This is a genomic window from Bradyrhizobium centrolobii (assembly GCF_001641635.1).
GTDB classification, from domain to species: domain Bacteria; phylum Pseudomonadota; class Alphaproteobacteria; order Rhizobiales; family Xanthobacteraceae; genus Bradyrhizobium; species Bradyrhizobium centrolobii.
In genome coordinates, this window is sequence record NZ_LUUB01000079.1 from 156,108 (window position 1) to 183,032 (window position 26,925).

Below are 26,925 nucleotides of genomic sequence, written 5' to 3' on the forward strand. Positions count from 1 at the left end.
CCGCCGTATTCGGCGTGTTAACCGGGTGGCCTGCGAGCGGCGGTATCCCCTGTAGAATGTCCAACAAGCCCGATTCGCTGTTGAAGCCGCGCGAGATGTTTCGAACCCTTACCCTGACAGGACTTGCGGCGCTTTTGGCCGCCTCGGCGATGACGGTCGCTACGCCTGCGCAGGCGCAGATCGGCACGATCTTCTCCGATCCGCCGCCGCGGCCGCCCGGCAGTATTCCGCGCGGTGGACAGCCGCAGCAGCAGATCCCCGACGACGACGAGGAGGTGCCGGAGCTGCCGCCGCAGGGCCGCGTGCTGCCGTCGCGTCCGATGCCGCGCCAGGGCAATCCTCAAGGCAATATCCAGGGCAACGCCTTGCCGGGGCCGGTCGAGACCCAGCCTTTGGCGCCGCCGCCGGGTACCACCGTCGCTCCGCAGAACCAGCCGCCCTCCGTGGCGGTCGCGCCGCCCAATCCGCAAGCGGCGCCGCAGCCGGGTGCGAATCCGGCGGCGCCGGGCCAGCGCCAGCCCCAGCAGAAGGGTGGCGTGCCACAGACGCCGGCGAGCCTTCAGCCGGGCGATGAGGTCGTCACCGAGCCGCCGGCGCAGAAGATCGTGAACAAAAGGGCGACCTTCTCGGGGCTCGACAAGATCACCGGACGCATCATCAATTTCGACGAGGATATCGGCGAGACCGTGCAGTTCGGCGCGCTGCGCGTCAAAACCGACGCCTGCTACACGCGGCCCGCGACGGAGGCTGCCAACACCGACGCCTTCGTCGAGGTCGACGAGATCACGTTGCAGGGCGAGGTGAAGCGGATCTTCTCCGGCTGGATGTTTGCGGCGAGCCCCGGCCTGCACGGCGTCGAGCACCCGATCTACGACATCTGGCTCACCGACTGCAAAGAGCCGCAGCAGACGATCGCGACCGCGGCGCCGGATCCTGCGGCGGCAAAGCCGCCGCCACCGCCGCCCGCGCAGAAGAAGGCTGCGCCCAGGCAGGCCGTGCAGCAGCGTCCGCCACAGCCCTTGCCGCCTCCGCAGCAGCCGGCTCCACCGCCGCCGCAGCAACCGAGCCTGTTCCCGTTCCCGGGCTTCAGCCGTTAAGCCAAATTGTCTGAAAGCCAAATTGTCTGACTATTGCCGCGTGGCGATGATCTCGAGCGCGCGTGCGCCCGGGATCGCATCGCCGGCAGACAGCTTCAGGAAATCGGCGGGCTCGCCCGCGAGCGCCTGGTCGAGCAGGCCGGTGTAGCGCCGCCGCGAAATCTCGACCGCGCCAAAACTTTTCAAATGCTCGGTGACATATTGCGTGTCGAGCAGCTCGAAGCCGCCGTAGATGAGGCGCGCAACCAGATGCACCAGCGCGACCTTGGAGGCATCGCGTGCGGTGTGGAACATGCTCTCGCCGAAGAAGGCCCGCCCGAGGCTGACGCCGTAGAGGCCGCCGACGAGGTCGTCGCCCTGCCAGGCCTCGACGCTGTGGCAATGGCCGAGCTCGTGCAGGCCGCCATAGAGGTCGCGGATGCGCTTGTTGATCCAGGTGTCCTCACGTCCGGTCTGCGGCGCGGCGCAGCCCGCGATGGTCGCCTTGAACGCGGTGTTGACGGTCACGCGAAAGGCATCCGCACGCACGGTCCGCGCAAGGCGCGAGGCGATGCGGAAGCCATCGAGCGGAATAACGCCGCGCATTTCCGGTTCGACCCAGAACAGGGTCGGATCGTCGGCGCTCTCGGCCATCGGAAAGATGCCGCAGGCATAGGCACGCAACAGCACGGCCGGCGTGATCTCAGACGAGGCGGAATCGCGCGAAGTCATGCTTCCTACAATAGCAGGATCGCGATGGGCTTGCGATGGGCGGCGCGAGCTATCGCCGATCAACTCGCCGCGGCGTTGTTGGCCTTGCCGGGGGCCGCGGCAACGCGGCGGAATTTCAGCACGATGCGGGTCCCGGCATGGGCGGGATCGCGTTCAACCGAAGCGTCGAGCTTAGAGGCCATGGCGGCAACGATGCGCTGGCCCATGCCGGTCGAGCGCGGATCGGCCTTGGCATTGTCGCCGACGCCGTTATCCGCGATCGACAGCAAGAGGTCCTCGCCCTGCGAGGTCAGCTCGACGTGGATGGGACCGGCGCCATCCGGATAGGCATATTTCACCGCGTTCATCACCAGCTCGTTGACGATGATGCCGACGGCGACGGCGCGGTCCGGATCGATCTCGATCGGCTCGGCCTTCAGCGTCAGGCGCGACATCCGGTTGCCTTCGGCCGAACGGCGCAGATCCTCGAGCAGCGAGTCAAGGTACTGGTTCAGGATCACGCTCTTCAGATCCTGCGAGGTGTAGAGCCGGCGGTGCACCTGGGCGACCGCAGCGACGCGGCCCATCGCGTTGGTCAGCGCCGCCTTGACCTCTTCCTGCGTGGCGGAACTCGCCTGCAAGTGCAGGAGAGAGGCGATGATCTGGAGCGAATTGCCGACGCGGTGATTGACCTCGCGCAGCAACAGCTCGCGCTCGGCGGCAAGCGCGGCGTAGCGGTCGCGCGAGGCATGGATCTCGGCTTCGGCCTCCTCGCGCGCCCTCTGCAACTCGGCCTGGCGCAGCGCGCCGTCTGCCGCGACTTGCAGCAGCGGGATGAAATCACCTTGGACGTCCTTGACCAGATAGTCGGCCGCGCCTGCCTTCAGCGCGGTGACCGCGATGGTGGAATCCTGCGAGGCGGTGACGAACACCACCGGCGGTGCGTCGGGGATCGCCATGATCTGCTCAAGCGTCTCAAGCCCGTCGAGCCCCGGCATGTACTGGTCGAGCGCGACGACGTCGATACAGCCCTCGGCATCTGCGCGGCGGATTCGCTCGAGGCCTTCCTCGCCGCTCGCGGCATGAACGACCTTGTAGCCGCGGCGTGTCAGCCCGCGCTCGACGAGGCGCGCCAGCGCATCGTCGTCGTCGATATAGAGCAGTGTCGGCGTTCTCTGGTTCATGTGGCGGCGGACGGGACCTGGATGACCGAGAAGAACAGGCCGAGCTGCCGGATGGCGTTGGCGAAGTTCTCGTAGTTGACGGGTTTGGTGATGTAGACGTTGCAGCCGAGCTCGTAGCAGCGCTTGATTTCCTGGGAGTCATCGGTGGTGGTCAGTACCACCACGGGCGAAGCCTTGAGATACTTGTTCTCCTTGATCTGCTTCAGGATGTCGATGCCGGTCATATCGGGCAGGTTGAGGTCGAGCAGGATCAGGAGGGCTTTGCCCTTCTGCACGAGTCCGGTGCCGTCGGTGCCGAACAGATGCTTCATCGCATCGGTGCCGTTGCCAAACGCGATGATCTCGTTGTTGACCCCGGACCGGCGGATGTTGCGCTCGATCAGGCGGGCATGTCCCTCGTCATCCTCGATCATGATGATGGTGACAGGCTGGGTCATTGGTCGGCCTTCCGATTGCTGGCGTTCCAGGTCATTGGCAGCGTGATCGTGAATGTACTACCTGCGTTCAGTTCCGACGATACCGACATCGTGCCACCAAGACGACGCACAAGTGCACGCACATGGGCAAGGCCTATGCCCTGGCCGGGCTTATCCTGGGTTCCCGCACGACGGAACAGGTCGAAAATCCGCTGATGGTCCTTCGGATCGATGCCGCGGCCGTTATCGCTGATCTCGAAAATAGCGTATCCGAGCTTGGTGCGCCCGCGGATTCTGATCTCTCCGGGGACGCCTTTCTTGAGGTACTTGATCGCGTTGTCGATCAGATTGGAGAAGATCTGCTCGAGCGCAAGGCGGTCGCTTATGATGTCCGGCAGCGGTTCGACGTGGATCTCAGCCTGCGCCTCGGCCGCCTGATGCGCCAGCGTTGACACGATGGCTTCGATCAACTCACGGGTGTCGATCCTGACCGGCTGGAATTCGCGCCGGCCCTCCCGGGTGAGGTTCAGGATCGCCGAGATCAGCCGGTCCATCTTGGCGATTGAGGATTTGATGAAGCCGAGCGCCTCGGAAAAGTCCTCGGAAAGCTGCTTGTCGGGGCCTTCGAGCGCGATCTCGCCGTTCGTGCCCGGCGCCACCGGCGGACCCTCGGCCGGGACATGGGTGAGGCTGCCGATGCGGCGGAAAATGTCGCTGCCAAGCTCTTCAAGTTCGCTGGTGAAGCCCATGATGTTGACGAGTGGCGAGCGCAGATCGTGGCTCACGATGTAGGCAAAGCGCTGGATCTCGTTGTTGGCTTCGCGCAGGTCTGACGTGCGCTCGTCGACAACGGTCTCGAGATTGACGTTTGCCTCGCGCAGGCGCGCCTCGGCCTCGTCGCGGATCCGCGCCGACCGACGCACCAGCCAGATCGAAATCAACGTCAGCACCACCACGAGGCCGGAGCCGATACCGGTCATCGACGCGGCCAGCGTCTGGCTCTGGTCGGCGTTCACCGAGCGGAGCCGGAACAGGCGCTCCTCTTCGCGGATCATTGCGCTGGCGACGCTGCTGATCTTGGTCGTGGTATCGCCAGCAGCGGCCTCGCTGAGCAGCGCCGTCGCCTTCTCCGGCTGGCCCTGCCGGACGAAGTCCATCTCGCGCGCGAACTGGTCCAGCCGGGTTTCGATCGCTGCGCTCAGCTTCTCGACATTGTCGCGTTGCGCCGGATTGTCGGTACTGAGGCGCGTGAGCCGGTCGAGCGCGGGGATAATGGCCGCCACCGCCTTCTCGTGGTCGGCCTTGAAATCCGTTCCCTGCGTGAGGAGGTAGCCGCGCGCGCCGCTCTCGGCGCGACGCACCTCGAGTAGCAGCGCGTTGACCTGATTCTCCACCTCGATGGTGTGGAGCACCCATTTGTTGTCGCTGCGGGCCTTGTTGACCAGATAGACCGAACCGGCGCTGATCACGGTCAGCACCAGCACTCCCGCGGCGAACAGCAGGATCTGCCAGAATGCGCGCCGCCGTTGTGCCTCAGCCGTCACGACGGTCTCGCCTCATGCACGACAACGGAGTCCAAGGAGCCCCCTTCGAGCAGTCCTAGCTGCTCAAAACGCCCGTCAAGGCAAAGGGTTCCCGAGGGGTCGGACTTATTTCTGGGTCGGTTCCGCCTGGCCGGCCAGATACTGCTCCAGCCAGTGGATGTGGTAGTCGCCGTCGATGATGGCGGGCTCCCGCACCAGCGCCCGGAACAGGGGCAGGGTGGTCTCGATGCCGTCGACCACCATCTCGTCCAGCGCCCGGCGCAGCCGCATCAGGCACTCGCCCCGGGTCTTGCCGTGGACAATCAGCTTGCCGACCAGGGAGTCGTAATAGGGCGGGATCGTGTAGCCCTGATAGACTGCGGAATCGATCCGCACGCCGAGCCCGCCGGGCGGGTGGAATTGCGAGATGCGGCCGGGCGAGGGTCGGAAGGTCTGTGGATTCTCCGCGTTGATGCGGCACTCGATCGCGTGGCCGATGATCTGCACTTCGTCCTGCCTGGCCGGCAGGTCGCCGCCGGCGGCGATGCGGATCTGCTCCAGCACGAGATCGATGTCGGTGATGCTCTCGGTGACGGGATGCTCGACCTGGATGCGGGTGTTCATCTCGATGAAGTAGAACTCGCCGTCCTCGTAGAGGAACTCGATGGTGCCGACGCCGAGATATTTCATCTCGCGCATTGCCTTGGCGCAGGTCTCGCCGATCTTGGCACGCGCGGCTGCGGCGAGGACGGGCGAGGGACCTTCCTCCCAGACCTTCTGGTGACGGCGTTGCAGCGAGCAGTCGCGTTCGCCGAGGTGGATCGCGCCGCCGCGGCCGTCGCCGAGAATCTGGATCTCGATGTGACGCGGCTTCTGGAGATATTTTTCCAGGTAAACGGAGGCGTCGCCGAAGGCGGACTTCGCCTCGTTGGCCGCCGTCGACAATGCCAGCTGAAGATCTGCCTCGCTGTGCGCAACCTTCATGCCGCGGCCGCCGCCGCCGGCAGCAGCCTTCACCAGCACGGGAAAGCCAATTTCCCTGGCGATCGCCATCGTATTGTCGTCGGGACCGACGGCACCGTCGGAGCCGGGCACCACGGGGATGCCGAGTCGCTTGGCGGTCTTCTTGGCCTCGATCTTGTCGCCCATCAGGCGGATGTGCTCGGCCTTGGGACCGATGAAGTGCAGATTGTGCTCGGAGAGGATTTCCGCAAAGCGTGCGTTTTCCGATAGGAAGCCGTAGCCGGGATGCACCGCGTCCGCGCCGGTGATCTCGCACGCCGCGAGCAGGTTCGGGATGTTGAGATAGCTGTCCTTCGAGGGCGGAGGTCCGATGCACACGCTTTCGTCCGACAGCCGCACATGCATGGCATCGGCGTCGGCGGTGGAGTGCACGGCAACGGTCGCGATGCCGAGCTCCTTGCAGGCCCTGAGGATGCGAAGGGCGATCTCGCCGCGATTGGCTATGAGGATCTTGTCGAACATGATGCCCTTAAGGGACGAATGGCGCGCAGGACGCGGCGCGGGCGACTGGCCGCCCTTGGCCGTTACTCAATGATTACGAGCGGCTCGCCGTACTCGACCGGCTGGCCGTCTTCGACCAGGATCTGCGTCACGGTGCCGGCGCGCGGCGAGGGGATCTGATTCATCGTCTTCATCGCTTCGATGATCAGCAGCGTCTGGCCGACCGAGACCTTGGTGCCAACCTCGATGAAGGGTTTTGCGCCGGGCTCCGGCGCCCAATAGGCGGTCCCGACCATCGGCGAGATGACGGCGCCCGGGTGTTTGGACATGTCCGGCGCGGCAGCCGCAGGTGCGACGGCCGCGGCGACGGGCATTGCGGGGGCGGCGGCCGCCATTGGCATCGGCATGGTCGCGGCGACGCTGATGTTGCGCGCGACGCGCAGGCGGAAGCCTGCGCGCTCGATCTCGATCTCGGTGAGGCTGGTCTCATCGAGCAGCAAGGCGAGCTCGCGCACGAGCGCGGAATCCTCGCTGGAAAACTTTGCGGCTGCTTTGTCGTCTGGCTGGCGCGCCATGATCCTGTTCCGAATGTTCCGAGTGGTGAGGGTGCGTCAGGCTTTGGGCTTGAGCCCGAGCTTGGCGGCAAGGCCAAGGATGGCGAGGCGGTAGCCTTCGATCCCAAAGCCGCAGAGCGAGGCGAAGGCCGCGCGCGCGGTGTAGGAGTGGTGACGAAAACTCTCGCGGGCGTGGATGTTGGTTACGTGCACTTCCACGGTCGGGATCTGCGCTGCGAGCAGCGCGTCGTGCAGCGCGATCGAGGTGTGCGAATAGCCGCCCGCATTGATGATGATGCCCGCCATCTTGCGGGCATGCGCCTCGTGGATGAAGTCGATCAGCTCGCCTTCCCGGTTGGACTGTCGGCAGTCGGCCTTGAGGCCAAACTGCGTCGCCGTCTCCCGGCACAGTTTTTCGACGTCGGCCAGCGTCGCATGGCCGTATTTCTCCGGCTCGCGCGTCCCCAACATGTTGAGGTTCGGCCCGTTGAGAACGAGGATCGTGTCGGTTGCTGGTTCAGCCATTCCTATCCCGGCAGGTGCTTCGGCGTGGCGGGGGTTATAGGTAACAAAGGGCGCTAGGGGAAGCCTTGAAGGACCTCCCAGAGGGCTTCAGGAGCCTCATCCGGCTTGCAAAAACCTGTGCGGAAACTACGGAAACTGCTTGTTAACCAGTCCAAGACATGGCTCCGGCCCAACCGAAAAGGGCGGGCATTGCTGCCCGCCCTCATTGGTTGCCGTCGTCCGGGTCTTAGGCGTTCAGGATCGCTACGATCTCGTAGGTGATGGGATCGATGATCACGATCTCCTCGCGGACCCGAATGAACTTGAAGCTCCGCCACTCCGGATAGATGGTCACGACCCTGGCCGGAAGCTCGTGAAGGACCACACCCTCATGCGGGATCCGGGTGCCTACCGAAATCGAGAAGTTGACGTTGCTGACCGGGGCTACCTTCTCTTCGCGGATGACGGAGGTGATCTGCGTCCGCTGCTCGGTCGAGAGCTTGGCGGCTGCGCCAGCCTGGCCGGTGGTCTGGGTCGACGTCGAGGTGCCGGACTTGGTCTGCGTCTCGGAGCTCATGCCCTTTGACTTGTCCTGCTGGCCTTGGGCGCGTTCGTCGGTGCGTTGGCCCTTGGTTGCGCCTGACTTCTCCTCAGCCGTCGGATTCTTGTGCATCGTGCCCGAGGACTTCTCGTCCTTCATCGCACCCGGGGACTTCTCTTCAGCGCCGGACTTCATCGATCCGCCGGCCTGTCCCACGGTGCCCTTTTCCTTGCCCGTAGAATCCTGGTGCATAGCGCCGGGCCGCTCGTCCTTCATGGCGCCTGAGGACTTCTCTTCAGCGCCGGACTTCATGGATCCGCCAGCCTGTCCCACGGTGCCCTTTTCTTTGCCCGTGGACTCCTTGTGCATGGCGCCGCCATGTTCGGGCGCGCCGGTAGAGGGCTGCGCGTTCTGCTGAGTGCCGCCGTACTCCTTGGTCCCAGTTCCCTGCGCATTCGCGAGACCTGTGCTCGCGACAAGTGCCAGCGCGGCAACCGAGATCATAAAGCGATTAGTCATTGAACCTCTCCTCACGTGTTTTGTGCGTCATTGCCCGCGCCGACAACGAAGGGAGAAATCGGTTGTTCCTGAAACCTCGCCGGTTCCTCGGCATTTGTTTGTTGAATGCGAGATGAATGGTCGCACCAACATCCGGACAACAAAAAAAGGCCGGCAAAAGCCGGCCCTTTGCGATATTCGGATAACCGAAAATGGGATCTAGCAGGTCGCTTTGCCGCAGCGTGCGACGCCGATCTTCTCCTTCAGCCCCTCAAGGCCGATGGCGCCGACGACGATCTGCTTGCCGATCACGTAGCTCGGCGTGCCGTTCATGCCCATCGCCTCGGCGAGCTTGAAGTTCTCCTCGATGGTGGCGCGCACTTCGGGATTGGCCATGTCCTTCTCGATCTTCGCGACGTCGAGGCCGGCTTCCTTGGCCGCGGCAAGCGCGTGCGCCTTGTCGGCCTGACCGCGCCCGCCGAGCAGCTTCTGGTGGAAGTCGAGATACTTCTTGCCGGTGGGGTCCTGCATGCGCACGGCGACCGCGACCTGCGCCGCTTCGACCGAACCCTGGCTCAGCACCGGAAACTCCTTCAGCACGACCTTGAGCTTCGGATCGGTCTTGATGAGGTCGAGCATGTCGGCCATCGCGCGTTTGCAGTAGCCGCAATTGTAATCGAAGAACTCGACGAAGGTGACATCGCCGTCCTTGTTGCCGAGCACGACCTGGCGCGGCGAGTTGAAGATCGCGTCCGAATTCTGCGCGATGCTCGCCTCGTGCTTCTGCGCCTCGGCCGCGGCCTGCCGCTTGCTGAGCTCGGTCATGGCCTCCTCGAGCACCTCGGGGTGGGTGACGAGATAGTTCTTCACGATCGCCTCGATGTCGGTGCGCTGGGCATCCGAGAAGCTGTCGGCCGAAGCGGGCCCCGTCGCGCCACAGATGGCGAGCGCAAACAGCGCGGGAACGAGCAGGCGCAGCGAAGGCATTGGCAAATCCTCTTATCCAAAGCAGGTTTCGGAAAACGTCGCGACGGACTTAAGCGTGTTGTCGTGACGTCGTAGTGTCAGGCTTCTTCAGTTGTTGCGCGGCGGTTTCGACGCCACGATGTCGTCGGCCTTGACCCAACCGGGCGTGCCGACGGCGAAACGGGTTTTCGCGCGCGTGGCAAGCTCGCGGGCAGTTTTGTTGTCGCCGCGCAAGTAAGCGGCCTGCGCCGACGCCAGATCGGCCTCGGCATAGTCTCCCTTCCGCCCATAGGCCATCGCGAGCTGGGTATAGCCGAGCGGGGCCTCGGGCTCGCGTGCCACGGCGGCACGGAGAATCCGAATGGCTTCGTCCGTGTAGGCCTTATTATCGGATCCGACCAGGGCCTGCCCAAGTAACATCTCGATGAGCGGTGAGTTGCTCGATAGCGCCACCGCCTTGTGCAGGGCGGGGATGGCCTCCGCGGGTTTGCCGCTTTCGAGCAGCGCCTGGCCGCGCACTTCGTAGAAGTACGGGTTGTTGGGCTGAGCCTGGATCAGCGCGTCGATCTGGGCCAGTGCGCTGCGTAAGTCCCCGTGAAGATAGGTGCTGATGGCGCGGGCGTAGCGCGCCGGCATGCTGTCGTTCGACGTGGGATAGCGGCGATACACCGTCTCCGGCCGCTCCATGAACGCCGATATCTTGGCGCGCACCATGTCGTGGCGGAGCTGCAGTGCCGGATCGTCCTTCTTGTCCCAATAGGGGCTCGTGCGGGCGAACTCCTGCAGCGCCGCGACGCGCTCGGCGGGCATTGGATGTGACTGCAGATAGGGATCGGCACCGCGCGTGGCGAACAGGCTTTCGCTGGTGAAGCGCTTGAAGGTCTCATACATGCCCTTCGGCGACTGCTGGGTTGCGGTCAGGAACTTCACACCGGCGCGGTCGGCGTTCTCCTCTTGCTGGCGCTGGTAGGACAGCAGCGAGCGGCGGATCATCTCCTGCGGCCCGGCCATCGCGGCCGCGCCGGCGTTGGCAAGGCCGTTATTGCCCGTGCCGCCGCGGCCAGCGCCCGCAGCGATCGCGCCGGCGCCGAGCAGCATGGCGATGATCATCTGGGTCTGCGCGTTCGCCAGCTGCTCGCGCAGCTTGGCAAGATGGCCGCCGGCCAGATGCCCGGTCTCGTGGGCGAGCACGCCGATCAGCTGGTTCGGCGTGTCCGACTGCAGGATCGCGCCGTAGTTGACGAAGATGCGGCGGCCATCGGCGACGAACGCGTTGAACGATGCGTCGTTGATGATCACCATCTGGATGTTCTGCTTCTCCAGGCCGGCGGCGCGCAGGATGGGGCGCGTATATTCGCGCAGCAGCTGCTCGGTCTCGGTGTCGCGCAGGACGGGGGGGCCCTTGGCCTGTGCCCGCGCCGCCGAGAGCGGCGTCAGCACGAGAGCCGCCGCCGTGACGAGGGCGGTGAGGGCGGAGGCCTTCTTGCGCAAACTGATCTGGAGCAACATCAAGCGATCTTGGTCAAACGGTCTCGGAAAGCAGTTTCGTGATTGGTTTTGGTGATTGGCGGCGGACCGGATACGCGATATGCCCTTATGAGCCGTACAATGCGGCCAGTCTGGGGCGCAAGCGCCCCGTCTTCCGGACCTTTGCGGGCCGGCCGCCAGCCAAATAGCAGAAATCGATGCACGATGCGACATTGACGAACCGCCTGGCGCAGTGGCTCGAGCCGTCCCGCCGCAGCGATGTTCCCCCGTTCATGGTGATGGATGTGATGGCCGCGGCGGCCCGAATCGAGGCGGCTGGGGGCCATGTCATTCACATGGAGGTCGGCCAGCCCTCGGCTGGCGCGCCGAAGACCGCAATCGCGGCCGCCCATGCGGCGCTCGAGGCCGGGCGGATCGACTATACCTCCGCGCTCGGCATCCTCTCGCTGCGCGAGCGGATCGCGCGCCACTATCGCGATGCTTATGGCTGCGCGGTCAGCGCCGAGCGGGTGGTCGTGACGACGGGTTCCTCCGGCGGCTTCATCCTGGCCTTCCTCTCCATGTTCGAGCCCGGCGATCGCGTTGCGGTGACGGTGCCGGGCTATCCGCCGTACCGGCACATCCTGACCGCGCTCGGTTGCGAGCCGGTACTGATCGAGACCACGAGCGAGACACGCCACGCCTTGACCGGCGAGGCCTTGCTCGCCGCCCATCGCAAGACGCCGCTCAAGGGCGTACTGGTGGGCAGCCCCGCCAATCCCACGGGGACGATGATGTCCCGGGAGGCGCTATCGGGTCTGATGGCGGCTGCGGAAGGCGCAGGCATCCGCTTCATCTCGGACGAGATCTATCACGGGCTCGACTATGCGTTTCCCGCAGTGACGGCGGCGGCGCTTTCCGAGCACGCGCTCGTGATCAACTCGTTCTCGAAGTATTTTTGCATGACTGGCTGGCGCGTCGGCTGGATGGTCGTGCCCGAGATCCTGGCGCGGCCGATCGAGCGCCTCCAGCAGAACCTTTCGATCTCGGTGCCGACGCTATCGCAGGTCGCGGCCGAAGCCGCGTTCGACGGAACGGCCGAGATGGACGTGATCAAGCATGGCTATCAGGAGAACCGCCGCATCCTGATCGAGGGATTGCCCAAGGCCGGCCTGACCAGGTTCCTGCCGGCCGACGGCGCCTTCTATCTCTATGCCGACGTCTCGGATTTCACCTCCGACAGCTTCGACTTCGCCAAGCAGATGCTGGAGCAAGCTCATGTCGCGGCGACGCCGGGCATCGATTTCGATCCCATTCACGGCCGCTCGTTCATACGGTTCTCCTATGCACGTTCGGCGGAGGAGATGCGCGAGGCAGTTGACCGGATCGCCCACTGGCTTAAATAGCCGCCAGTTTCGTGAAGCCTTCCGGAGTTCATCTTGTCTGACAGATCGGTCCAATCCGCCGCCGCACCGCATTTTCCTCTCGCCGCCGTGTTGTGGCCGGCCCAAACGCGCGAGACGGCCGGCGCGCTGCGCGCTTTCGTCTTGATTGCGTTTGGTACGGCGTTGATGGCGCTATCAGCCAAGGTGAGCCTCCCGCTGCCTTATGTGCCGATGACGTTGCAGACGCTGGTCGTGCTGATGATCGGCGCGGCCTATGGCTGGCGCCTTGGCAGCGCAACCATGATCGCCTACCTCGCCGAAGGTGCGATCGGGTTGCCGGTGTTTGCCGGCCCGGTCGGCGGGATCGCGCCGCTGGTCGGTCCGACCGCCGGATACCTGTTCGGCTTCATCGCGGCAGCCTTCGTGACAGGTTATCTCGCCGAGCGCGGCTGGGATCGTAGCGTCGTTCTGCTGTTCGCCGCGATGGCGGTCGGCCACATCGTCATTCTGGCCGCCGGGTTCGGCTGGCTGGCTTACGGTCTGGGTCTTGGCGCGCCTAAGGCCTGGCAGGTCGGCATCATGCCGTTCATCGCCACGTCGCTGGTCAAGAACGCGCTGGGCGCCACGCTGATGCCGGCCGCGCGCCGGATCGTCGACCGCCGCGGGTAAAGCGCGCAATACCGAGCAGTTCCAATTGACAGGGCCGGCCAAGTTGATCTTGGCTGGCCCGGCGTTTTAGGGGGAGTGAGACAAATGACGACGACAACGATGGCGGGGACGCCGGTCGCGTCCGCCGCCGCCAAGCCGTGGTACAAGATTCTCTACGTCCAGGTGCTGATCGCCATCGTGCTCGGCGCCATCGTCGGCTGGCTGTGGCCGACGGTCGCCACCAACGACTGGATCAAGGCGATGGGCGACGGCTTCATCAAGCTGATCAAGATGGTGATCGCGCCGATCATCTTCTGCACCGTTGTCTCCGGTATCGCGCACATCCAGGACGCCAAGAAGGTCGGCCGTATCGGCGTCAAGGCACTGGTCTATTTCGAGGTCGTCTCGACCTTCGCACTCCTGATCGGCCTCATCGTCGGCAATCTCGTCAAGCCCGGCGCGGGCTTCGGCAACGCGGCGGCCAACGCGCAGGCGGTTGCCAATTACGCCAAGCAGGCGGAGGGACAGAAGACCGTCGACTTCATCCTGCACATCATCCCCGACACGGTGGTCGGCGCCTTCGCGCAGGGCGAGATCCTCCAGGTGCTGCTGTTCTCGGTGCTGTTCGGCTTCGCCATCATGGGTCTCGGCGAGCGCGGCCACGTGATCCGCAGCTTCATCGACGATGCCGCGCATGCCGTGTTCGGGGTCATCTCCATCGTGATGCGGGCGGCGCCGATCGGCGCGTTCGGCGCGATGGCCTACACCATCGGCAAGTTCGGCACCGGCGCGATCCTCAACCTGATCGGGCTGATCGCGACCTTCTACGTCACCGCCGCGCTGTTCGTGTGCATCGTGCTCGGCATCATCGCGCGGCTCGCCGGCTTCTCGATCTTCCGCTTCCTCGCCTACATCAAGGACGAGCTGCTGATCGTACTCGGCACCTCGTCGTCGGAAAGCGCGCTGCCGTCCTTGATGGAGAAGCTGGAACGGCTCGGCTGCTCGAAGTCGGTGGTCGGCCTCGTGGTGCCCACGGGCTATTCGTTCAACCTCGACGGCACCAACATCTACATGACGCTGGCGACGCTGTTCATCGCGCAGGCGCTCGGTTTCGATCTCACCCTGGGCCAGCAGATGACGATCCTGATCGTCGCCATGCTAACCTCGAAGGGCGCATCGGGCATCACCGGCGCGGGCTTCATCACGCTCGCCGCGACACTCGCGGTGGTCGATCCGCGGCTCGTGCCGGGCATGGCGATCGTGCTCGGTATCGACAAGTTCATGAGCGAATGCCGCGCGCTGACCAATCTCTGCGGCAACGGCGTAGCCTGCGTGATCGTCGCCTGGTGGGAGGGCGAGCTCGATCGCGACAAGCTCAACGCCAGGCTGAGCCAGCAGATCGATCCGACTGACATGGAAACCGCTGTCACAACGGACTGATCTGCAAGCTGTATCTGACGGCGCGCGACGCGCCGTCAGGCCTTGAAATAGTAGGGCTGGTCGAGATCCTCGATCAGCCCTTTTTCTTTCGGCGCCCAGTCGAGCAGGGCGCGCGTTTTCGCGCTCGAGGTCGGGACGTCGATGCCGGCGAATTGCGCGAACCAGCCGAAATGTGCGGACGCTTCTTCGGGGGACTTCGAGACCACGGGCACGCCGAGCCGGCGGCCGATCACCTCCGCGATGGATTTGAACGGCACGCCTTCCTCCGCGATGGCGTGATAACGCTTCGCGACCGCGCCGTGCTCCAGCGCGAGCCGGTACACGCGCGCGGCGTCGGCGCGATGCGCGGCGGGCCAGCGGTTGCTGCCGTCGCCGACATAGGCCGCGGCACCTTTCTCGCGCGCAATCGCAATCAATCGCGGAACGAAGCCGTGATCGCCCTCGCCATGGGTGGAGGGCGGCAGCCGCACGACACCGGCGCGGACGCCGCGCTCTGCGAGCTCCTCAGCCGTGGCTTCCGATACGCGAGGGAAATGGCGGGCATGCGCATCGTCCTCGGTCGCGAGGCGGCCGGGTGCGAGCAGCGCAACGCCGGAGGTGACGATGAGGGGACGGTCGGAGCCTTTGAGCTCCTCGCCGAGTGCGAGGATCGCGCGGCGGTCGAGCTCGCAATTGTCGGCGAACTTCGAAAAATCGTGGTTGAAGGCGAGGTGGAGCACCCCGTCGCAGGAGGCTGCGCCGCTGCGCAAGGACGCGTGGTCCTCCAGCGAGCCGCGATGGACCTCGGCCCCCGTCGCGGCGAGAGCGGCCGCGCCGGGGACGGTGCGGGCGAGGCCCGTGACGCGATGGCCTGCCGCGATCAGGTCGCGAACGACGGCGGAGCCGACAAAGCCGGTGGCGCCAGTGACGAATACACGCATGAGTAATCTCCAGGGTTGGTGGAGACGAACGTCTGCGCTAAAATTATCCGGGTAAAGTAGTGAGTTTATCAGGGTATAATAGCTAACAGGATGAGCGAGACTGCCGCCAACGAGAACCTGCTTGGGACCTACCTGAAGGACCGCCGCACCCGCCTGGATGCGGCGGCGTTCGGATTCGGTGGCAGCCGCAGGCGCACGCCCGGGCTGCGCCGCGAGGAGGTGGCGCAGCGGGCCAATATCAGCCCGACCTGGTACACTTGGCTCGAGCAGGGCCGGGGTGGCGCTCCGTCTGCCGACGTGCTGGACCGGATCGCACGCGCGCTGATGCTGACCGATGTCGAGCGCGAGCACCTGTTCCTGATCGGCCTGGGCCGGCCGCCCGAGGTGCGCTACCAGGCAAGCAAGGGCGTCTCGCCGCGGCTGCAACGCGTGCTTGACGCGCTCGAGACCAGCCCGGCCATCATCAGGACAGCGACCTGGGACGTCGTCGCCTGGAATCGCGCGGCAAGAGTCGTGCTGACCGACTATGCAGAACTTCCGCCGGAGCGGCGCAACATCCTGCGCCTGATCTTCTGCGAGCCCCGCGTGCGCGCGGCGCAATATGACTGGGACAGCGTCGCCCGGTTCGTGGTTGCAGCCTTCAGGGCGGATGCGGCGCGCGCCGGCGCTGTCTCGCATGTCGCCGATTTCGTCGACGAACTCTGCCGGCTCAGCCCCGAATTCGCGGCGCTGTGGCGCGACAACGACGTCCGCACCCATGGCGACGGCGTCAAGCATCTGCGGCATCCAGTGCTCGGACCCATCGCATTCGAATACTCCGCCTTCGCCGTCGACGGGCGGCCCGATCTCGGCATGGTCGTCTACAATCCGGCAACGCCGGAGGATGCCAAGCGCATCAAGGCCCTGCTGGCCGAACGAGTCGACTGACGGAATCCGCCGCCTCGCGCGTTTAACCCGCATCTCACTTCAAGCGAAGGGGCGGGCGGTATCGTGGGCAAGGCGGCGGTCGAACGAATCGTGTTGCTGGCGGTGGAGCATTTTGAGGCCGGTCGGCCTGACGAGGCCGATGCACTCTGCGCGGAGGTGCTCAAAACGCAGCCGGATCATGTGCCGGCGTTGCATTTGTCCGCCGTCGTCGCCTTCGTCACCGACCGCGCGGCCGCTGGCGCGGCGCTGCTCAACCGCGTGTTCAACATCGATCCCGACCATGCGCCGGCGCTCATCACGCTCGGTGACGCGCTTGCGGTGAAGGGCGAGCGCGAAGGCGCGGTGGCCGCGTTCCAGCGCGCGCTGGTGCGGCGGCCGCACGATGCAGGCCTCCATAACAAGCTCGGCGTGGCGCTCGGTGAGCTCTCGCGCTTCGATGAGGCCGAGGCCGCCTATCGCCGCGCGATCGCGCTCGATGCGCATCTGACGCGGGCATGCTTCAATCTCGCCGTCGTGCTGGCGGAACAGGGCCGGCTGTCGGAAGCGGAAGAGGCCTATCGCGCCGTCATCGCGCGGGAGCCTGCCTATCCCGGCACATGGCTCAATCTCGGCAATGTCCTTGCAGACCAGAAGCGACTTGCCGAGGCTGCGGCCGCCTATCGCCGCGCGCTCGAGGCCGACCCGGATGATCCGGCGCTGCTCTGCAATCTCGGCGCCGCGCTCTATCGCCAGGGACTGCTCGATGACGCGATCGTTCAGTACCGCCGTGCGACGCGGCTTGCGCCGGACAATCTCGCGGCGTTGCGCCTGCTCGGCCTCGTCCTGCACGAGGCCGGCCATCTGCATGAGGCTGTCGAGATCTACCGGCAGACATCTGCGCGCGATCCGGCCGACCATGTGATCGCAAGCAATCTCGGCGCCAGCCTCTGCGAGCTCGGCGCGCTCGATGACGCCACCGCGGCCTGCGAGCGTGCGCTGGCGCAGAAGCCCGATCATGCGCCGGCCCTGACCAATCTCGGCATCATCTTCGAGAAGCAGGATCGCGTCGACGACGCGGTTGCCATGCACCGGCGCGCGGTCGCTGCCGATCCGGCCTATGGCAAGGGCCACGCCAATCTCGCCGTCGCCTTGCGCAATGCCGGCGAGATCGACGAGGCGCTCGCGGTCTCGCATCGGGCGATCGCGCTCGATCCGGATCAGGCGCTCGCGCAATACAATCACGCGCATTTCCTGCTGATGAACGGCGAATTCGCAGATGGGTTCGAGGCCTATCAGTGGCGGCGCAAATGCAAGACGCTGTCCGACGGCGATCCGACCTTCAGCGAACCGGAATGGCAGGGCGAGCCGCTGGAAGACCGCACACTTCTGCTGTTCGCCGAATATGGACTTGGCGATGCCCTGCACTTCGTGCGCTACCTGCCGATGGTGGCGGAAAAGGGCGGATCGATCATCCTTCAGGTCCAGCCCGCGCTGGCGTCGCTGCTGAGGACACTGCCTGATGTCACCGTGATTGCGCGTGGCGAACCGGTGCCGCCGTTCGACCTGCAACTGCCGCTGATGAGCCTGCCGCGCGTGTTCGGCACCACGCTCGACACCATTCCCGCCGACGTTCCATATCTCACTCCGGATCCCGCGAAACTGACGCGATGGCGCGTCGCGCTTGGTGACGCGACCACGCTGAAGGTCGGCGTGGTCTGGGCCGGCAATGCCAGGCATAAGGGCGACCGGCAGCGGTCACTGTCGGCGGAAGCCGTGCTGCCGCGCCTCGTCATGCCGGGCGTGCAGCTCTACAGCCTGCAAAAGGAGCCGCGGCCTGAAGACGGTCCGGTGCTTGCCGCACTCGGCAACGACGTCGTCGATCTCGCACCCGCGCTCGGTGATTTCGCCGACACGGCGGCAGCGGTCGTGGCGCTCGATCTCGTCATCGCCGTCGACACGTCGGTGGCCCATCTCGCAGGCGCGCTCGGCCGGCCGGTGTGGGTGCTGTTGCCTTACGCGCTCGACTGGCGCTGGCTGCGCGACCGCGAGGACAGCCCGTGGTATCCGACCATGCGGCTGTTCCGCCAGCGCCGGCCGCGCGAGTGGGACGATCCGCTGATGCGCCTATCGGCCGCGCTCGCGGTGCTCGCCGCGAAACGCGCCGGCTAGAAGCGATCCGGTCGGTACGGTGCGGGATCGATTGACGGCGCCTCGCCGTTCATCATCTCCGCGAGCAGGCGCCCGGTCGCGGGGCCGAGTGTGAAGCCCTGGTGGCCGTGGCCGAAATTCATCCAGAGGCCGCGATGGCGCGGCGCCGGGCCGAGCACGGGCAGCATGTCGGGTGTGCAGGGGCGGGTGCCAAACCAGGGCTCGGGCTCGACGCGGCTGCCGAGATCGAGCAGTTCTCGTGCGGAAGCTTCCGCACTAGCGAGTTGTATGGGCGTCGCCGGCGCATCAGGCCCGGTCAGCTCTGCGCCGGTCGTGATGCGGATGCCCTTGGCCATCGGCCCCATCGCGTAGCCTCTTGCCGTATCGACCAGCGGCAGATCGAGGGAGCTGCCGCCGCTATAGTGCATGTGGTAGCCGCGCTTGCGCACCAGTGGGATGCGGTAGCCGAATTTGTAGAGGAGATCGGGCGACCACGGTCCGAGCGTCACCACGACGGCGGCGGCATCGATGCGCCCTTCGTCCGTGTTGACCGACCAGCCCGCGGCGGTCTGCTGCAAGGTCTCCGCATCGCCGCGCAATATTGTGCCGCCCAGCCGCAGGAACAGCTCCGCATAGGCGGCGACGAGCGCGCCGGGATCGGACACCGTCCACGGCTCGAGCCAATGGATCGCGCCAGGAAGATCGTCGCGCAGCAGCGGCTCCGCTTTGGCGAGCTCGCCGCCCGAGAGGACCCGGAACTTCACGCCGAAGTCGCGCTGGTTTTCCTCTGCCGTCTTGATCGCGAGGTCGAATGCGACGGGGTCGCGATGCAGGAGGCGATAGCCGGCGCGGCGGATGAGATTGTCGGCGTGGGCTTCGCGGATGAGAATGTCGTGCTCCGGTGTCGCGTAGGCGATCAGGCGCGCCCAGGCGGCGATGGCTTCGCGATGCCGCTTCGGCGCCGAATGCCACCAATAGCGGAGCAGGGGCTCGACATGGCGATGGAGTGACGCAAGGCTATAGCGGACATCATTTGTGCGGCCGGTCGCGATCTTCAGAAGCGTCGCGAAGTCGCGCGGCATCGGATAGGGGCGGACCGCTTCCGCCTGGATCATGCCGGCATTGCCGTAGCTCGTCTCGCGGCCGGGCTCCTTGCGGTCGACGAGGGTCACGGACCAGCCGCGCCGCCGCAAATGCAGCGCCGCGCCCACACCCACCATGCCGCCGCCGAGAACGATCGCGCTTTGCATTCGAATGACCCTCCCAAATCAAAACCGCCCGGCATGACCGGGCGGTTTCGTCTGGATTATTCGTTCTATTCGCCGCCGCCGAAGCGGCGCGACCACCAGCCGGCACGCCGCGGTGCGGCCGGCGTTTCGCTGGCCTCTTGCGGTGCGGGCTCCGGAGCCGGCGGCGGCGCGACCGGTTCGGTCGCCTGCGCAAGCGGGGTTGCGGGCTCGGGCTGGCTGTTGAGCAGGAAGCTCACCTTTTCCCGGACCGTGGAGCGGCGGCGCGCGGCCTTGTCGTCGGCGGCCGGCTCGTCGGTTGCAACAGGAGCGACGGGCTCGGGCTGAGCCGGCACCTCCGCGTGCATTTCGGCGTGCGGCTCGGGCTGCGCGACCTGGAGCTCGGCGGCTGCCTCGGCCGGCTCGGCATGAGCAATCGAAGGCGCAGCCTCGCTGCTGCCACCGTCGAAATCGGCGACCGCCTCGGTCGCTTCCGACGGCGGATTGGCGCTGAGTTCGTCGCTGATCGACCCGGCGAGACCGTCCTCGCCGCCGCCACCGCGCCGACGGCGTCCGCCGCGGCGACCACGCCGGCGGCGGCGCTCGCCGCTGCCCTGCTGCTCGCCGCGGGCCTGCTGTTCCTCGGTCTCCTCGCCATCCTGGTCGGCGGCTTCAGTGTCTTCGTCAGCCTCGCCTGCGACCATCGCCGCATCGGGGGCGGTCGGCGCGCCGTCCTCGCGAAGCTCGCCCTCGCGCTGGCTACCGCGGCCGCGCCGGCGGCGACGCCGCCTGCGGCGCTGGCCGTCCTGCTCGGGCGCTGCTTCACCCGCAGCCTGCTCCTCGGCAAGACCTTCGGTCTCTTCGCTCTCGATTTCGGATTCGAGCTCCGGATCGAACTCCTCATCGTCATAGGCCTCTTCGGCTGCGGGCGGCGGGCTTGCAGCCGCCTGCGCGAGCAGCGCCTTGGCCGCTTCCAGCGTATGTACCTGCTCGCCGCGGTCGATGACATAGGCCTGCGGGCCGCTGACGCTCGCGTCGGCGATGATCGACAGCGTGACCTTGAAGCTGTTCTCGAGATCGCGCAGATGGCCACGCTTGTGGTTCAGCACATAGAGCGCGACGTCAGTGCGGGTGCGGACCACCAGATTGTGGGTCGCGCCCTTCATCAGGATCTCTTCGAGGCCGCGCAGGAGCTGGAGCGCAACCGAGGACACCGAGCGGACGTGGCCGGTGCCGCCGCAATGCGGGCAGGGGTCGGTCGAGGATTCCAGCACGCTGGCGCGGATGCGCTGGCGCGACATCTCCAAGAGGCCGAAATGCGAGATCCGGCCGACCTGGATGCGCGCGCGGTCCTGCCGGAGGCAATCGGACAGCTTGCGCTCGACCGCGCGGTTGTTGCGCTTCTCGTCCATGTCGATGAAGTCGATGACGATCAGGCCGGCGAGGTCGCGCAGGCGAAGCTGGCGGGCGACCTCTTCGGCCGCTTCCAGATTGGTCTTAAGCGCGGTGTCCTCAATGTGGTGCTCGCGCGTCGAGCGGCCCGAGTTGACGTCGATCGAGACCAGCGCCTCGGTCTGGTTGATGACGACGTAGCCGCCTGAGCGCAACTGCACGGTCGGCGAGAACATCGCGTCCAGCTGGCTTTCGACGCCCATCCGTGAGAACAGCGGCTGGCCATCGCGATACTGCTTCACCGCGCTGACATTGGCGGGCATCAGCATCTTCATGAAGTCGCGGGCTTCGCGGTAGCCGGATTCGCCCGCCACCTGAATCTCGTCGATCTCCTTGTTGTAGAGGTCGCGCAGCGAGCGCTTGATCAGCGAGCCTTCCTCGTAGACCAGGGTCGGGGCCTGCGACCTCAGCGTCAGGTCGCGCACCGTCTCCCACATCCGGATCAGATATTCGAAGTCGCGCTTGATCTCGGGCTTGGTGCGGGACGCGCCGGCCGTGCGCAGGATGATGCCCATGCCCTCGGGCACGTCGAGATCCTGCACGACCTCCTTGAGACGAGAACGGTCCTGCGCGCTCGTGATCTTGCGGCTGATGCCGCCGCCGCGCGCGGTGTTCGGCATCAGGACGGCATAGCGGCCGGCGAGCGAGAGGTAGGTCGTGAGCGCCGCGCCCTTGTTGCCGCGCTCTTCCTTGACGACCTGCACCAGCATCACCTGGCGGCGCTTGATCACTTCCTGGATCTTGTACTGGCGGCGGGGACGGAACGGGCGCTCCGGCACTTCCTCCAGCACGTCGTCGCCGCCGACGGATTCGACGACTTCCTCTTCGGCTTCCTCGCCGTCCTCATCCTCGCCGTCGTCGTCTTCGGCCGCCGCTTCCTTGCCGTCCTGATGCGGCGCTTCGGCGCTCTCGCCGGCCGCGTAAACGGCGTCGGCTGGTTCGACGGCGGCGGTCACGGCTTCGGCGTGAGCTTCGCCCGTCGGCGCTTCCGCTGCGTCCTGCGGCTCGACGGTTGCATCGGTCGCGAAAACAGGCTCGGCTCCGACGGCGGCAACGACAGCCGGTGCCTCGTCGGCATGATCGTGGTCGTGGGCGTGGTGATCGCGCTCGCCTACGTGGTCATGATCAGCGTGATCATGCGCGTGATGCTCGTCATCATGATCATGATGATCGTCGTGACCATGCTCGTCGTGATCGTGGTCATGGTCGTGGGCCTCGAACGTACCGTGCTGTTCGGCGCCGGCGTGCAGATGCTCGCCCTCATGCGGGACGCCCTCGGCGTGCTCGGCCAGCACCTCGCCCTCGAGCGGCTGGGCGGCGGGATCCGCGCCGGCCTCGAGGCCTTCGACGATGTCGCTCTGAACGCGCTCGCCATGGCCGCGGCGGCGGGCGTTGCGGTGGCGCGAGCGGCGGCGGCCGTGGGAACGGTTCTCGTTCTCCTCCTCGGCCTCGCGATGGGCCTGCTCCTCGGCCTCGATCAGCGCCTGCCGATCCGCGACCGGGATCTGGTAGTAGTCGGGATGGATTTCGCTGAAGGCAAGGAAGCCGTGACGGTTGCCGCCATATTCAACGAAAGCGGCCTGGAGCGAGGGTTCGACCCGGGTGACCTTGGCGAGATAGATATTCCCGCGCAGTTGCTTGCGTTGTGCGGTCTCGAAATCAAACTCTTCGACGCGATTGCCGCGGACCACGACGACCCGGGTCTCTTCCGGGTGGGTGGCATCGATCAACATCTTGTTGGGCATGTCTTAACTCTTGGCGGCGGCGGGCGCGATTCACCGTGGGCGCGAATCGCGCCGCCGGGTGACGCGACGGTCCACCTGATTCGGGGGTGAGGGGAAGGCCGAAACGTCCTCTCTCGCGCCTTGCCGAACCGGAGGCTGGAGGCCCAAGGCGGCGCGCGGGAGTTTCGCTCCGCAGCGTCGCGAATGGTCCTTCAGATTTCGTCGGCACAGTCTGGCGCATCAAGCGTCGGCCCGTATGAAAGCTTGGGCGGCGAGGCCGCCCCTTAATCAGTTGCTGCTGGCCAGGTCTGGCGCGAGATCGCGCGTCCTGAGGATCCAGAACCGCTCCCTTGGGATTAAGGGATCGGGTAACGAGGCTACGTCGCTGTCAAAACCGTCCCTGGAACGCGAGAGGTAACCTAGGACCGCCTGCCGCCGGGGCTCAACCCCGTTCCACCTCGCTGCCGCGCGCCGCGCTGGCCTCAAGAAGGAATGGGAAAACGCAGGAATTCCCAAGGCTTGAGAGTTCCGGCGCTGCACCAGGTGGCTGAATGCGACACAACCGAAAATATTGGCCGTCAGCACCCTGTACATACGAGGAATAGGCCATCGGTGCAAGGGAGCGTCGCATGCCGGTCACAGTCGTCGAGTTTCGTTTCTTTTGGCTTTAAGACCTGGTTAACCCTGCAGTTCTATTGCGATAAGGAAGCTGCTCGGAGGCACGGAATCGGTGGCGAGCCGCGCAAATCATCGGGTTTTGCTGGCGTGCGCGCTACTGTGCGCCGCAGCATTCTGGTATGTCGATTCGACCCGCCTGAAAGCTGCCGAAACCCAGGCGCAACCGACTGTCGCGGCGGCGAATTTTCCGGTTGCCTCGGGCGCGCGGCTGGCTGGCGACGCCAGGCAGACCCGGTTCATCCTCGACCTCGACCAGACGGTCACGTTCCGCGCCTTCACCCTGGCCGACCCGTATCGCGTCGTGGTCGATGTCCCCCAGATCAATTTCCAGCTGCCGTCCGGCACGGGCGCCGGGGGGCGGGGGCTGGTCAAGGCCTTCCGCTACGGGCTGGTGATGCCCGGCGGCTCACGAATCGTGTTCGACCTCGCAGGCCCCGCCAAGATCACCAACTCCTACGTGCTCGAGGCGGCCAACGGCCAGCCGGCCCGGCTCGTGCTCGAGCTCGAGGAGGTCGACCGCACCGCCTTCGTGCAGTCGCTCTCTCCGGACAGTCGCCCCGAGCTGCGGCCCGCGATCGCCGACGCGCAGCCCGCGACCGTTCCTGCCGCGCAAGCCGCTCCGGATCCGGGACAGCAGAAGCCGGCGGATGGGCGCGCCGTGGTGGTGATCGATCCCGGCCATGGCGGCATCGACAACGGAACGCAATCGAGCGGCGAGAGCGAAAAGAACCTGGTGCTGGCCTTTGGCCTCGCGCTGCGCGACCGGCTGGAAAAGAGCGGCAAGTACCGCGTGGTGATGACGCGGGACGACGACACCTTCATTCCTCTCAACGACCGGGTCAAAATCGCACGCAACCTCAAGGCCGCGCTGTTCGTCTCGATCCATGCCGATGCGTTGCCGCGGGCGGAAGGCGATGCGCAGGGCGCCACGATCTACACACTGTCCGACAAGGCCTCCGACGCCGAGGCCGAGCGCCTGGCCGACGCGGAAAACCGGGCCGACGCGATCGCCGGCTTCAACCTCGCGGAGGAGCCGACCGACGTCGCGGACATCCTGATCGACCTCACCCAGCGGGAAACGCGCACGTTTTCAAACCGTTTTGCCCGTTTGCTGATGGGCGAAATGAAGTCCACGGTGCGGATGCACAAGCACCCGCTGAAGTCGGCTGGCTTCCGGGTGCTGAAGGCGCCCGACGTGCCGTCGGTGCTGGTCGAGATCGGCTATGTCTCCAACAAGGGAGACCTCGAGCATCTGGTCTCCGAGGGCTGGCGGTCCCGCGCCGTGGGCTCGATGGCGCAGGCGATCGACGGATTTCTGGCCAAGCGGATGGCAACCGCAGGGTCTTCGAATTGAAGAGGGTAATCTTCCACCCCGCTGTTAAGCCCTAGTTTGGCCACAGCGGGCGCCTTATAAAAACGTCGCAGGGGGTTCCGGAATCGACGAGAATCCCGTTCGGCAAGCGTCTTCAGGTCCGGCGCCGATGTATTTGAGTAAGCCGGCGAATTCGCTACGTGAGGATGGCGCCTGTTGGCGGCGCCAAGGGCTGATCCAGAGTTTGAACGGATAAATAGATAATGCGCTTGCTGGTGCGGTTCATGGGCTTCCTGTTCGCCGCGGGAACGGTGGTGTTCCTTGTCGGTGTTGGTGCCGTGGCAGGCCTGATCTGGCATTTCTCCAAGGACTTGCCCGATTACTCTCAGCTTCAGGATTACGAACCGCCGGTGATGACCCGCGTGCACGCGGTCGACGGCTCGCTGCTCGGCGAATACGCCAAGGAACGCCGGCTCTATCTGCCGATCCAGGCGGTGCCCAAGCTCGTGATCAACTCGTTCCTGGCGGCCGAGGACAAGAATTTCTACGAGCACGGCGGCATCGACTACACCGGCATGGCGCGTGCCGGATTGCTCTATCTCCAGAACTACGGCTCCAACCGCCGTCCGCAGGGCGCCTCCACCATCACCCAGCAGGTCGCCAAGAACTTCCTTCTGACCAACGAGGTCTCCTTCGCCCGCAAGATCAAGGAAGCCTTGCTGGCGATGCGGATCGAGAAGACCTACTCGAAGGACAAGATCCTCGAGCTGTATCTGAACGAGATCTATCTGGGCCTCGGCGCCTATGGCATCGCGGCCGCTTCGCTGGTCTATTTCGACAAGTCGGTGAACGAGCTCACCGTGGCCGAAGCCGCTTATCTCGCGGCGCTGCCGAAGATGCCGGCGACGCTGCATCCGGTGCGTAACCGCGATCGCGCCATCGAGCGCCGCAATTACGTGATCGACCGCCTCCAGGAGAACGGCTGGATCAAGCAGGCCGACGCCGAGAAGGCGCGCAAGGAGCCGCTGGCCGTCACCAACCGTTCCAACGGCGCCCACACCTTCGCCGGCGAATACTTTGCCGAGGAAGTCCGCCGCGACATCTTCGAGCGCTATGGTGAGAAGAAGCTCTATGAGGGCGGCCTCTCGGTCCGCACTACGCTCGATCCAAAGATCCAGGTCATGGCGCGCAAGACCATGGTCTCGGGCCTCGTGAACTATGACGAGCAGCAGGGCTATCGCGGCGCCATGAGCAAGCTCGATATTTCAGGCGACTGGGGCGTGAAGCTCGCCGAGATCAAGTCGCTGTCCGACATCTCGCCATGGCGCATGGCGGTGGTGCTGGAAACCAGCGATCAGTCGGCGCGCATCGGCTTCCAGCCGAACCGCGAGCTCGGCGGCGCCGTGAGCAAGCAGCGCGAGACCGGCATCGTCACGCTCGACGGCGTGCGATGGGCGCGGGCTGCGCAAGGCGCCGCGAAGGGCAGGGCGCCGACGGCTGTGTCGCAGGTGCTCCAGCCCGGCGACGTGATCTATGCCGATCCGCTCTACAAGGACGGCCAGCCCGTCGAAGGCCAGTACCGGCTGCGGCAGATCCCTGAGGTGTCCGGCGCGATGGTGGTGATGGATCCGTGGACCGGCCGCGTGCTCGCGATGGTCGGCGGCTTCTCGTTCGACCAGAGCCAGTTCAACCGCGCCACGCAGGCCTATCGGCAGCCGGGTTCGTCGTTCAAGCCGATCGTGTACTCGGCCGCGCTCGACAACGGCTATACGCCGTCGACCGTGGTGCTGGACGCGCCGATCGAAATCGACCAGGGCCAGGGCGCCGGCGTCTGGCGGCCGGAAAACTTCTCCTCGAACAAATATCAGGGGCCGGTGACGCTGCGAAACGCGCTGCGGCAGTCGCTCAACACCGTGACGGTGCGGCTCGCGCAGGACATCGGCATGCCCCTGATCGGCGAATATGCGCGCCGTTTCGGCGTCTATGACGAGCTGCCGAACTATCTATCCTACGCGCTCGGCGCCGGCGAAACGACGGCGATGCGGATGGTCACGGCCTATTCGATGCTTGCCAATGGCGGCCGCCGCGTGAAGCCGACGCTGATCGACCGCATTCAGGATCGTTACGGCCACACCATCTTCAAGCATGACCAGCGCGAATGCCGCGGCTGCGATGCGGCGGG

Annotated in this window: 21 protein-coding genes; 8 read left to right on the forward strand and 13 right to left on the reverse strand. The window is 65.7% G+C overall.

The annotated features are described in order from the left end of the window. The first annotated feature begins 56 nt into the window (after positions 1-56). Positions 57-1,097, forward strand: a complete 1,041-nt coding sequence (locus AYJ54_RS27100) for a DUF2155 domain-containing protein (RefSeq protein ID WP_063703723.1) — start codon at positions 57-59, stop codon at positions 1,095-1,097. Positions 1,098-1,127: 30 nt separating this feature from the next. Here the strand turns inward: AYJ54_RS27100 and aat are convergent, their stop codons facing one another. From aat to AYJ54_RS27150, 10 genes are all read right to left on the reverse strand, one after another. Next, positions 1,128-1,808: a leucyl/phenylalanyl-tRNA--protein transferase gene (aat, locus tag AYJ54_RS27105; protein WP_063703725.1), complete on the reverse strand. Its 681-nt coding sequence runs from the start codon at positions 1,806-1,808 to the stop codon at positions 1,128-1,130. Positions 1,809-1,867: 59 nt separating this feature from the next. Then, on the reverse strand, positions 1,868-2,971 hold the full coding sequence (locus AYJ54_RS27110) for a sensor histidine kinase (protein WP_063703727.1): 1,104 nt from the start codon (positions 2,969-2,971) through the stop codon (positions 1,868-1,870). Beyond that, positions 2,968-3,408, reverse strand: a complete 441-nt coding sequence (locus AYJ54_RS27115; RefSeq protein ID WP_063703729.1) for a response regulator — start codon at positions 3,406-3,408, stop codon at positions 2,968-2,970. Before AYJ54_RS27115 ends, AYJ54_RS27110 begins: the two co-directional genes overlap by 4 nt. Further along, positions 3,405-4,931: a sensor histidine kinase gene (locus AYJ54_RS27120; protein WP_063703732.1), complete on the reverse strand. Its 1,527-nt coding sequence runs from the start codon at positions 4,929-4,931 to the stop codon at positions 3,405-3,407. Before AYJ54_RS27120 ends, AYJ54_RS27115 begins: the two co-directional genes overlap by 4 nt. 105 nt (positions 4,932-5,036) lie before the next feature. Then, the gene (accC, locus tag AYJ54_RS27125; RefSeq protein ID WP_063703734.1) at positions 5,037-6,395 is read right to left on the reverse strand and encodes an acetyl-CoA carboxylase biotin carboxylase subunit; all 1,359 of its coding nucleotides are present in this window, start codon (positions 6,393-6,395) and stop codon (positions 5,037-5,039) included. Between the two features lie 62 nt (positions 6,396-6,457). Beyond that, a complete protein-coding gene (gene accB / locus AYJ54_RS27130) occupies positions 6,458-6,949 on the reverse strand; it encodes an acetyl-CoA carboxylase biotin carboxyl carrier protein (protein WP_063703735.1) in 492 nt (163 codons plus the stop codon). 36 nt (positions 6,950-6,985) lie between these two features. Further along, a complete protein-coding gene (aroQ, locus tag AYJ54_RS27135; protein ID WP_063703737.1) occupies positions 6,986-7,453 on the reverse strand; it encodes a type II 3-dehydroquinate dehydratase in 468 nt (155 codons plus the stop codon). Between the two features lie 226 nt (positions 7,454-7,679). Further along, positions 7,680-8,492 carry a DUF1236 domain-containing protein gene (locus AYJ54_RS27140; RefSeq protein ID WP_063703738.1) on the reverse strand — a complete coding sequence of 271 codons (813 nt, stop codon included), beginning with the start codon at positions 8,490-8,492 and terminating at the stop codon, positions 7,680-7,682. Between the two features lie 198 nt (positions 8,493-8,690). Continuing rightward, the gene (locus AYJ54_RS27145) at positions 8,691-9,458 is read right to left on the reverse strand and encodes a DsbA family protein (protein ID WP_063703740.1); all 768 of its coding nucleotides are present in this window, start codon (positions 9,456-9,458) and stop codon (positions 8,691-8,693) included. Between the two features lie 87 nt (positions 9,459-9,545). Further along, on the reverse strand, positions 9,546-10,946 hold the full coding sequence (locus AYJ54_RS27150; protein WP_063703742.1) for a M48 family metalloprotease: 1,401 nt from the start codon (positions 10,944-10,946) through the stop codon (positions 9,546-9,548). A gap of 176 nt (positions 10,947-11,122) precedes the next feature. Between AYJ54_RS27150 and AYJ54_RS27155 the strand changes: the two genes are divergently transcribed. The 3 genes from AYJ54_RS27155 (at position 11,123) to AYJ54_RS27165 (ending at position 14,377) form a co-directional block, all read left to right on the forward strand. Then, positions 11,123-12,310, forward strand: coding sequence for a pyridoxal phosphate-dependent aminotransferase (locus AYJ54_RS27155; protein WP_063703744.1), 1,188 nt, complete (start codon positions 11,123-11,125; stop codon positions 12,308-12,310). Positions 12,311-12,397: 87 nt separating this feature from the next. Then, the gene (locus tag AYJ54_RS27160; RefSeq protein ID WP_430641448.1) at positions 12,398-12,958 is read left to right on the forward strand and encodes a biotin transporter BioY; all 561 of its coding nucleotides are present in this window, start codon (positions 12,398-12,400) and stop codon (positions 12,956-12,958) included. Positions 12,959-13,042: 84 nt separating this feature from the next. Continuing rightward, entirely contained in the window at positions 13,043-14,377 is a 1,335-nt protein-coding gene (locus AYJ54_RS27165) for a dicarboxylate/amino acid:cation symporter (RefSeq protein ID WP_063703747.1), read from the forward strand. Between the two features lie 35 nt (positions 14,378-14,412). Here the strand turns inward: AYJ54_RS27165 and AYJ54_RS27170 are convergent, their stop codons facing one another. Further along, positions 14,413-15,297 (reverse strand): SDR family oxidoreductase, encoded by an 885-nt coding sequence (locus AYJ54_RS27170; RefSeq protein ID WP_063703749.1) that lies wholly within the window; start codon positions 15,295-15,297, stop codon positions 14,413-14,415. Between the two features lie 90 nt (positions 15,298-15,387). On the opposite strand from AYJ54_RS27170, the gene AYJ54_RS27175 reads away from it, so the two are divergent. After that, positions 15,388-16,224 (forward strand): helix-turn-helix transcriptional regulator, encoded by an 837-nt coding sequence (locus AYJ54_RS27175; protein WP_063703750.1) that lies wholly within the window; start codon positions 15,388-15,390, stop codon positions 16,222-16,224. Between the two features lie 63 nt (positions 16,225-16,287). Then, entirely contained in the window at positions 16,288-18,372 is a 2,085-nt protein-coding gene (locus AYJ54_RS27180) for a tetratricopeptide repeat protein (RefSeq protein ID WP_063703752.1), read from the forward strand. Here AYJ54_RS27180 and AYJ54_RS27185 read toward each other — a convergent pair. Together AYJ54_RS27185 and AYJ54_RS27190 are read right to left on the reverse strand one after the other, a co-directional pair. Further along, positions 18,369-19,601 carry an NAD(P)/FAD-dependent oxidoreductase gene (locus AYJ54_RS27185; RefSeq protein ID WP_063703754.1) on the reverse strand — a complete coding sequence of 411 codons (1,233 nt, stop codon included), beginning with the start codon at positions 19,599-19,601 and terminating at the stop codon, positions 18,369-18,371. The genes AYJ54_RS27180 and AYJ54_RS27185 overlap by 4 nt on opposite strands. Before the next feature lie 65 nt (positions 19,602-19,666). Further along, positions 19,667-22,774: an Rne/Rng family ribonuclease gene (locus AYJ54_RS27190; RefSeq protein ID WP_063703755.1), complete on the reverse strand. Its 3,108-nt coding sequence runs from the start codon at positions 22,772-22,774 to the stop codon at positions 19,667-19,669. A gap of 709 nt (positions 22,775-23,483) precedes the next feature. On the opposite strand from AYJ54_RS27190, the gene AYJ54_RS27200 reads away from it, so the two are divergent. Next, complete coding sequence (locus AYJ54_RS27200; protein ID WP_063703759.1) at positions 23,484-24,785, forward strand: N-acetylmuramoyl-L-alanine amidase; 1,302 nt, start codon at positions 23,484-23,486, stop codon at positions 24,783-24,785. A gap of 221 nt (positions 24,786-25,006) precedes the next feature. Continuing rightward, the coding region (locus tag AYJ54_RS27205) for a penicillin-binding protein 1A (protein ID WP_245329143.1) at positions 25,007-26,925 on the forward strand (1,919 nt) is incomplete at its 3' end.

Excerpts from the sequence above, each read along its gene's own strand:
- AYJ54_RS27185 (WP_063703754.1), bottom strand. The coding sequence starts at position 19,601 with ATGCAAAGCGCGATCGTTCTCGGCGGCGGCATGGTGGGTGTGGGCGCG.
- AYJ54_RS27140 (WP_063703738.1), bottom strand. The coding sequence starts at position 8,492 with ATGACTAATCGCTTTATGATCTCGGTTGCCGCGCTGGCACTTGTCGCG.
- aat (WP_063703725.1), bottom strand. The coding sequence starts at position 1,808 with ATGACTTCGCGCGATTCCGCCTCGTCTGAGATCACGCCGGCCGTGCTG.
- AYJ54_RS27175 (WP_063703750.1), top strand. The coding sequence starts at position 15,388 with ATGAGCGAGACTGCCGCCAACGAGAACCTGCTTGGGACCTACCTGAAG.
- AYJ54_RS27115 (WP_063703729.1), bottom strand. The coding sequence starts at position 3,408 with ATGACCCAGCCTGTCACCATCATCATGATCGAGGATGACGAGGGACAT.
- accC (WP_063703734.1), bottom strand. The coding sequence starts at position 6,395 with ATGTTCGACAAGATCCTCATAGCCAATCGCGGCGAGATCGCCCTTCGC.
- AYJ54_RS27170 (WP_063703749.1), bottom strand. The coding sequence starts at position 15,297 with ATGCGTGTATTCGTCACTGGCGCCACCGGCTTTGTCGGCTCCGCCGTC.
- AYJ54_RS27190 (WP_063703755.1), bottom strand. The coding sequence starts at position 22,774 with ATGCCCAACAAGATGTTGATCGATGCCACCCACCCGGAAGAGACCCGG.
- AYJ54_RS27155 (WP_063703744.1), top strand. The coding sequence starts at position 11,123 with ATGCACGATGCGACATTGACGAACCGCCTGGCGCAGTGGCTCGAGCCG.
- AYJ54_RS27165 (WP_063703747.1), top strand. The coding sequence starts at position 13,043 with ATGACGACGACAACGATGGCGGGGACGCCGGTCGCGTCCGCCGCCGCC.
- AYJ54_RS27100 (WP_063703723.1), top strand. The coding sequence starts at position 57 with ATGTCCAACAAGCCCGATTCGCTGTTGAAGCCGCGCGAGATGTTTCGA.
- accB (WP_063703735.1), bottom strand. The coding sequence starts at position 6,949 with ATGGCGCGCCAGCCAGACGACAAAGCAGCCGCAAAGTTTTCCAGCGAG.
- AYJ54_RS27110 (WP_063703727.1), bottom strand. The coding sequence starts at position 2,971 with ATGAACCAGAGAACGCCGACACTGCTCTATATCGACGACGACGATGCG.
- aroQ (WP_063703737.1), bottom strand. The coding sequence starts at position 7,453 with ATGGCTGAACCAGCAACCGACACGATCCTCGTTCTCAACGGGCCGAAC.
- AYJ54_RS27150 (WP_063703742.1), bottom strand. The coding sequence starts at position 10,946 with ATGTTGCTCCAGATCAGTTTGCGCAAGAAGGCCTCCGCCCTCACCGCC.
- AYJ54_RS27145 (WP_063703740.1), bottom strand. The coding sequence starts at position 9,458 with ATGCCTTCGCTGCGCCTGCTCGTTCCCGCGCTGTTTGCGCTCGCCATC.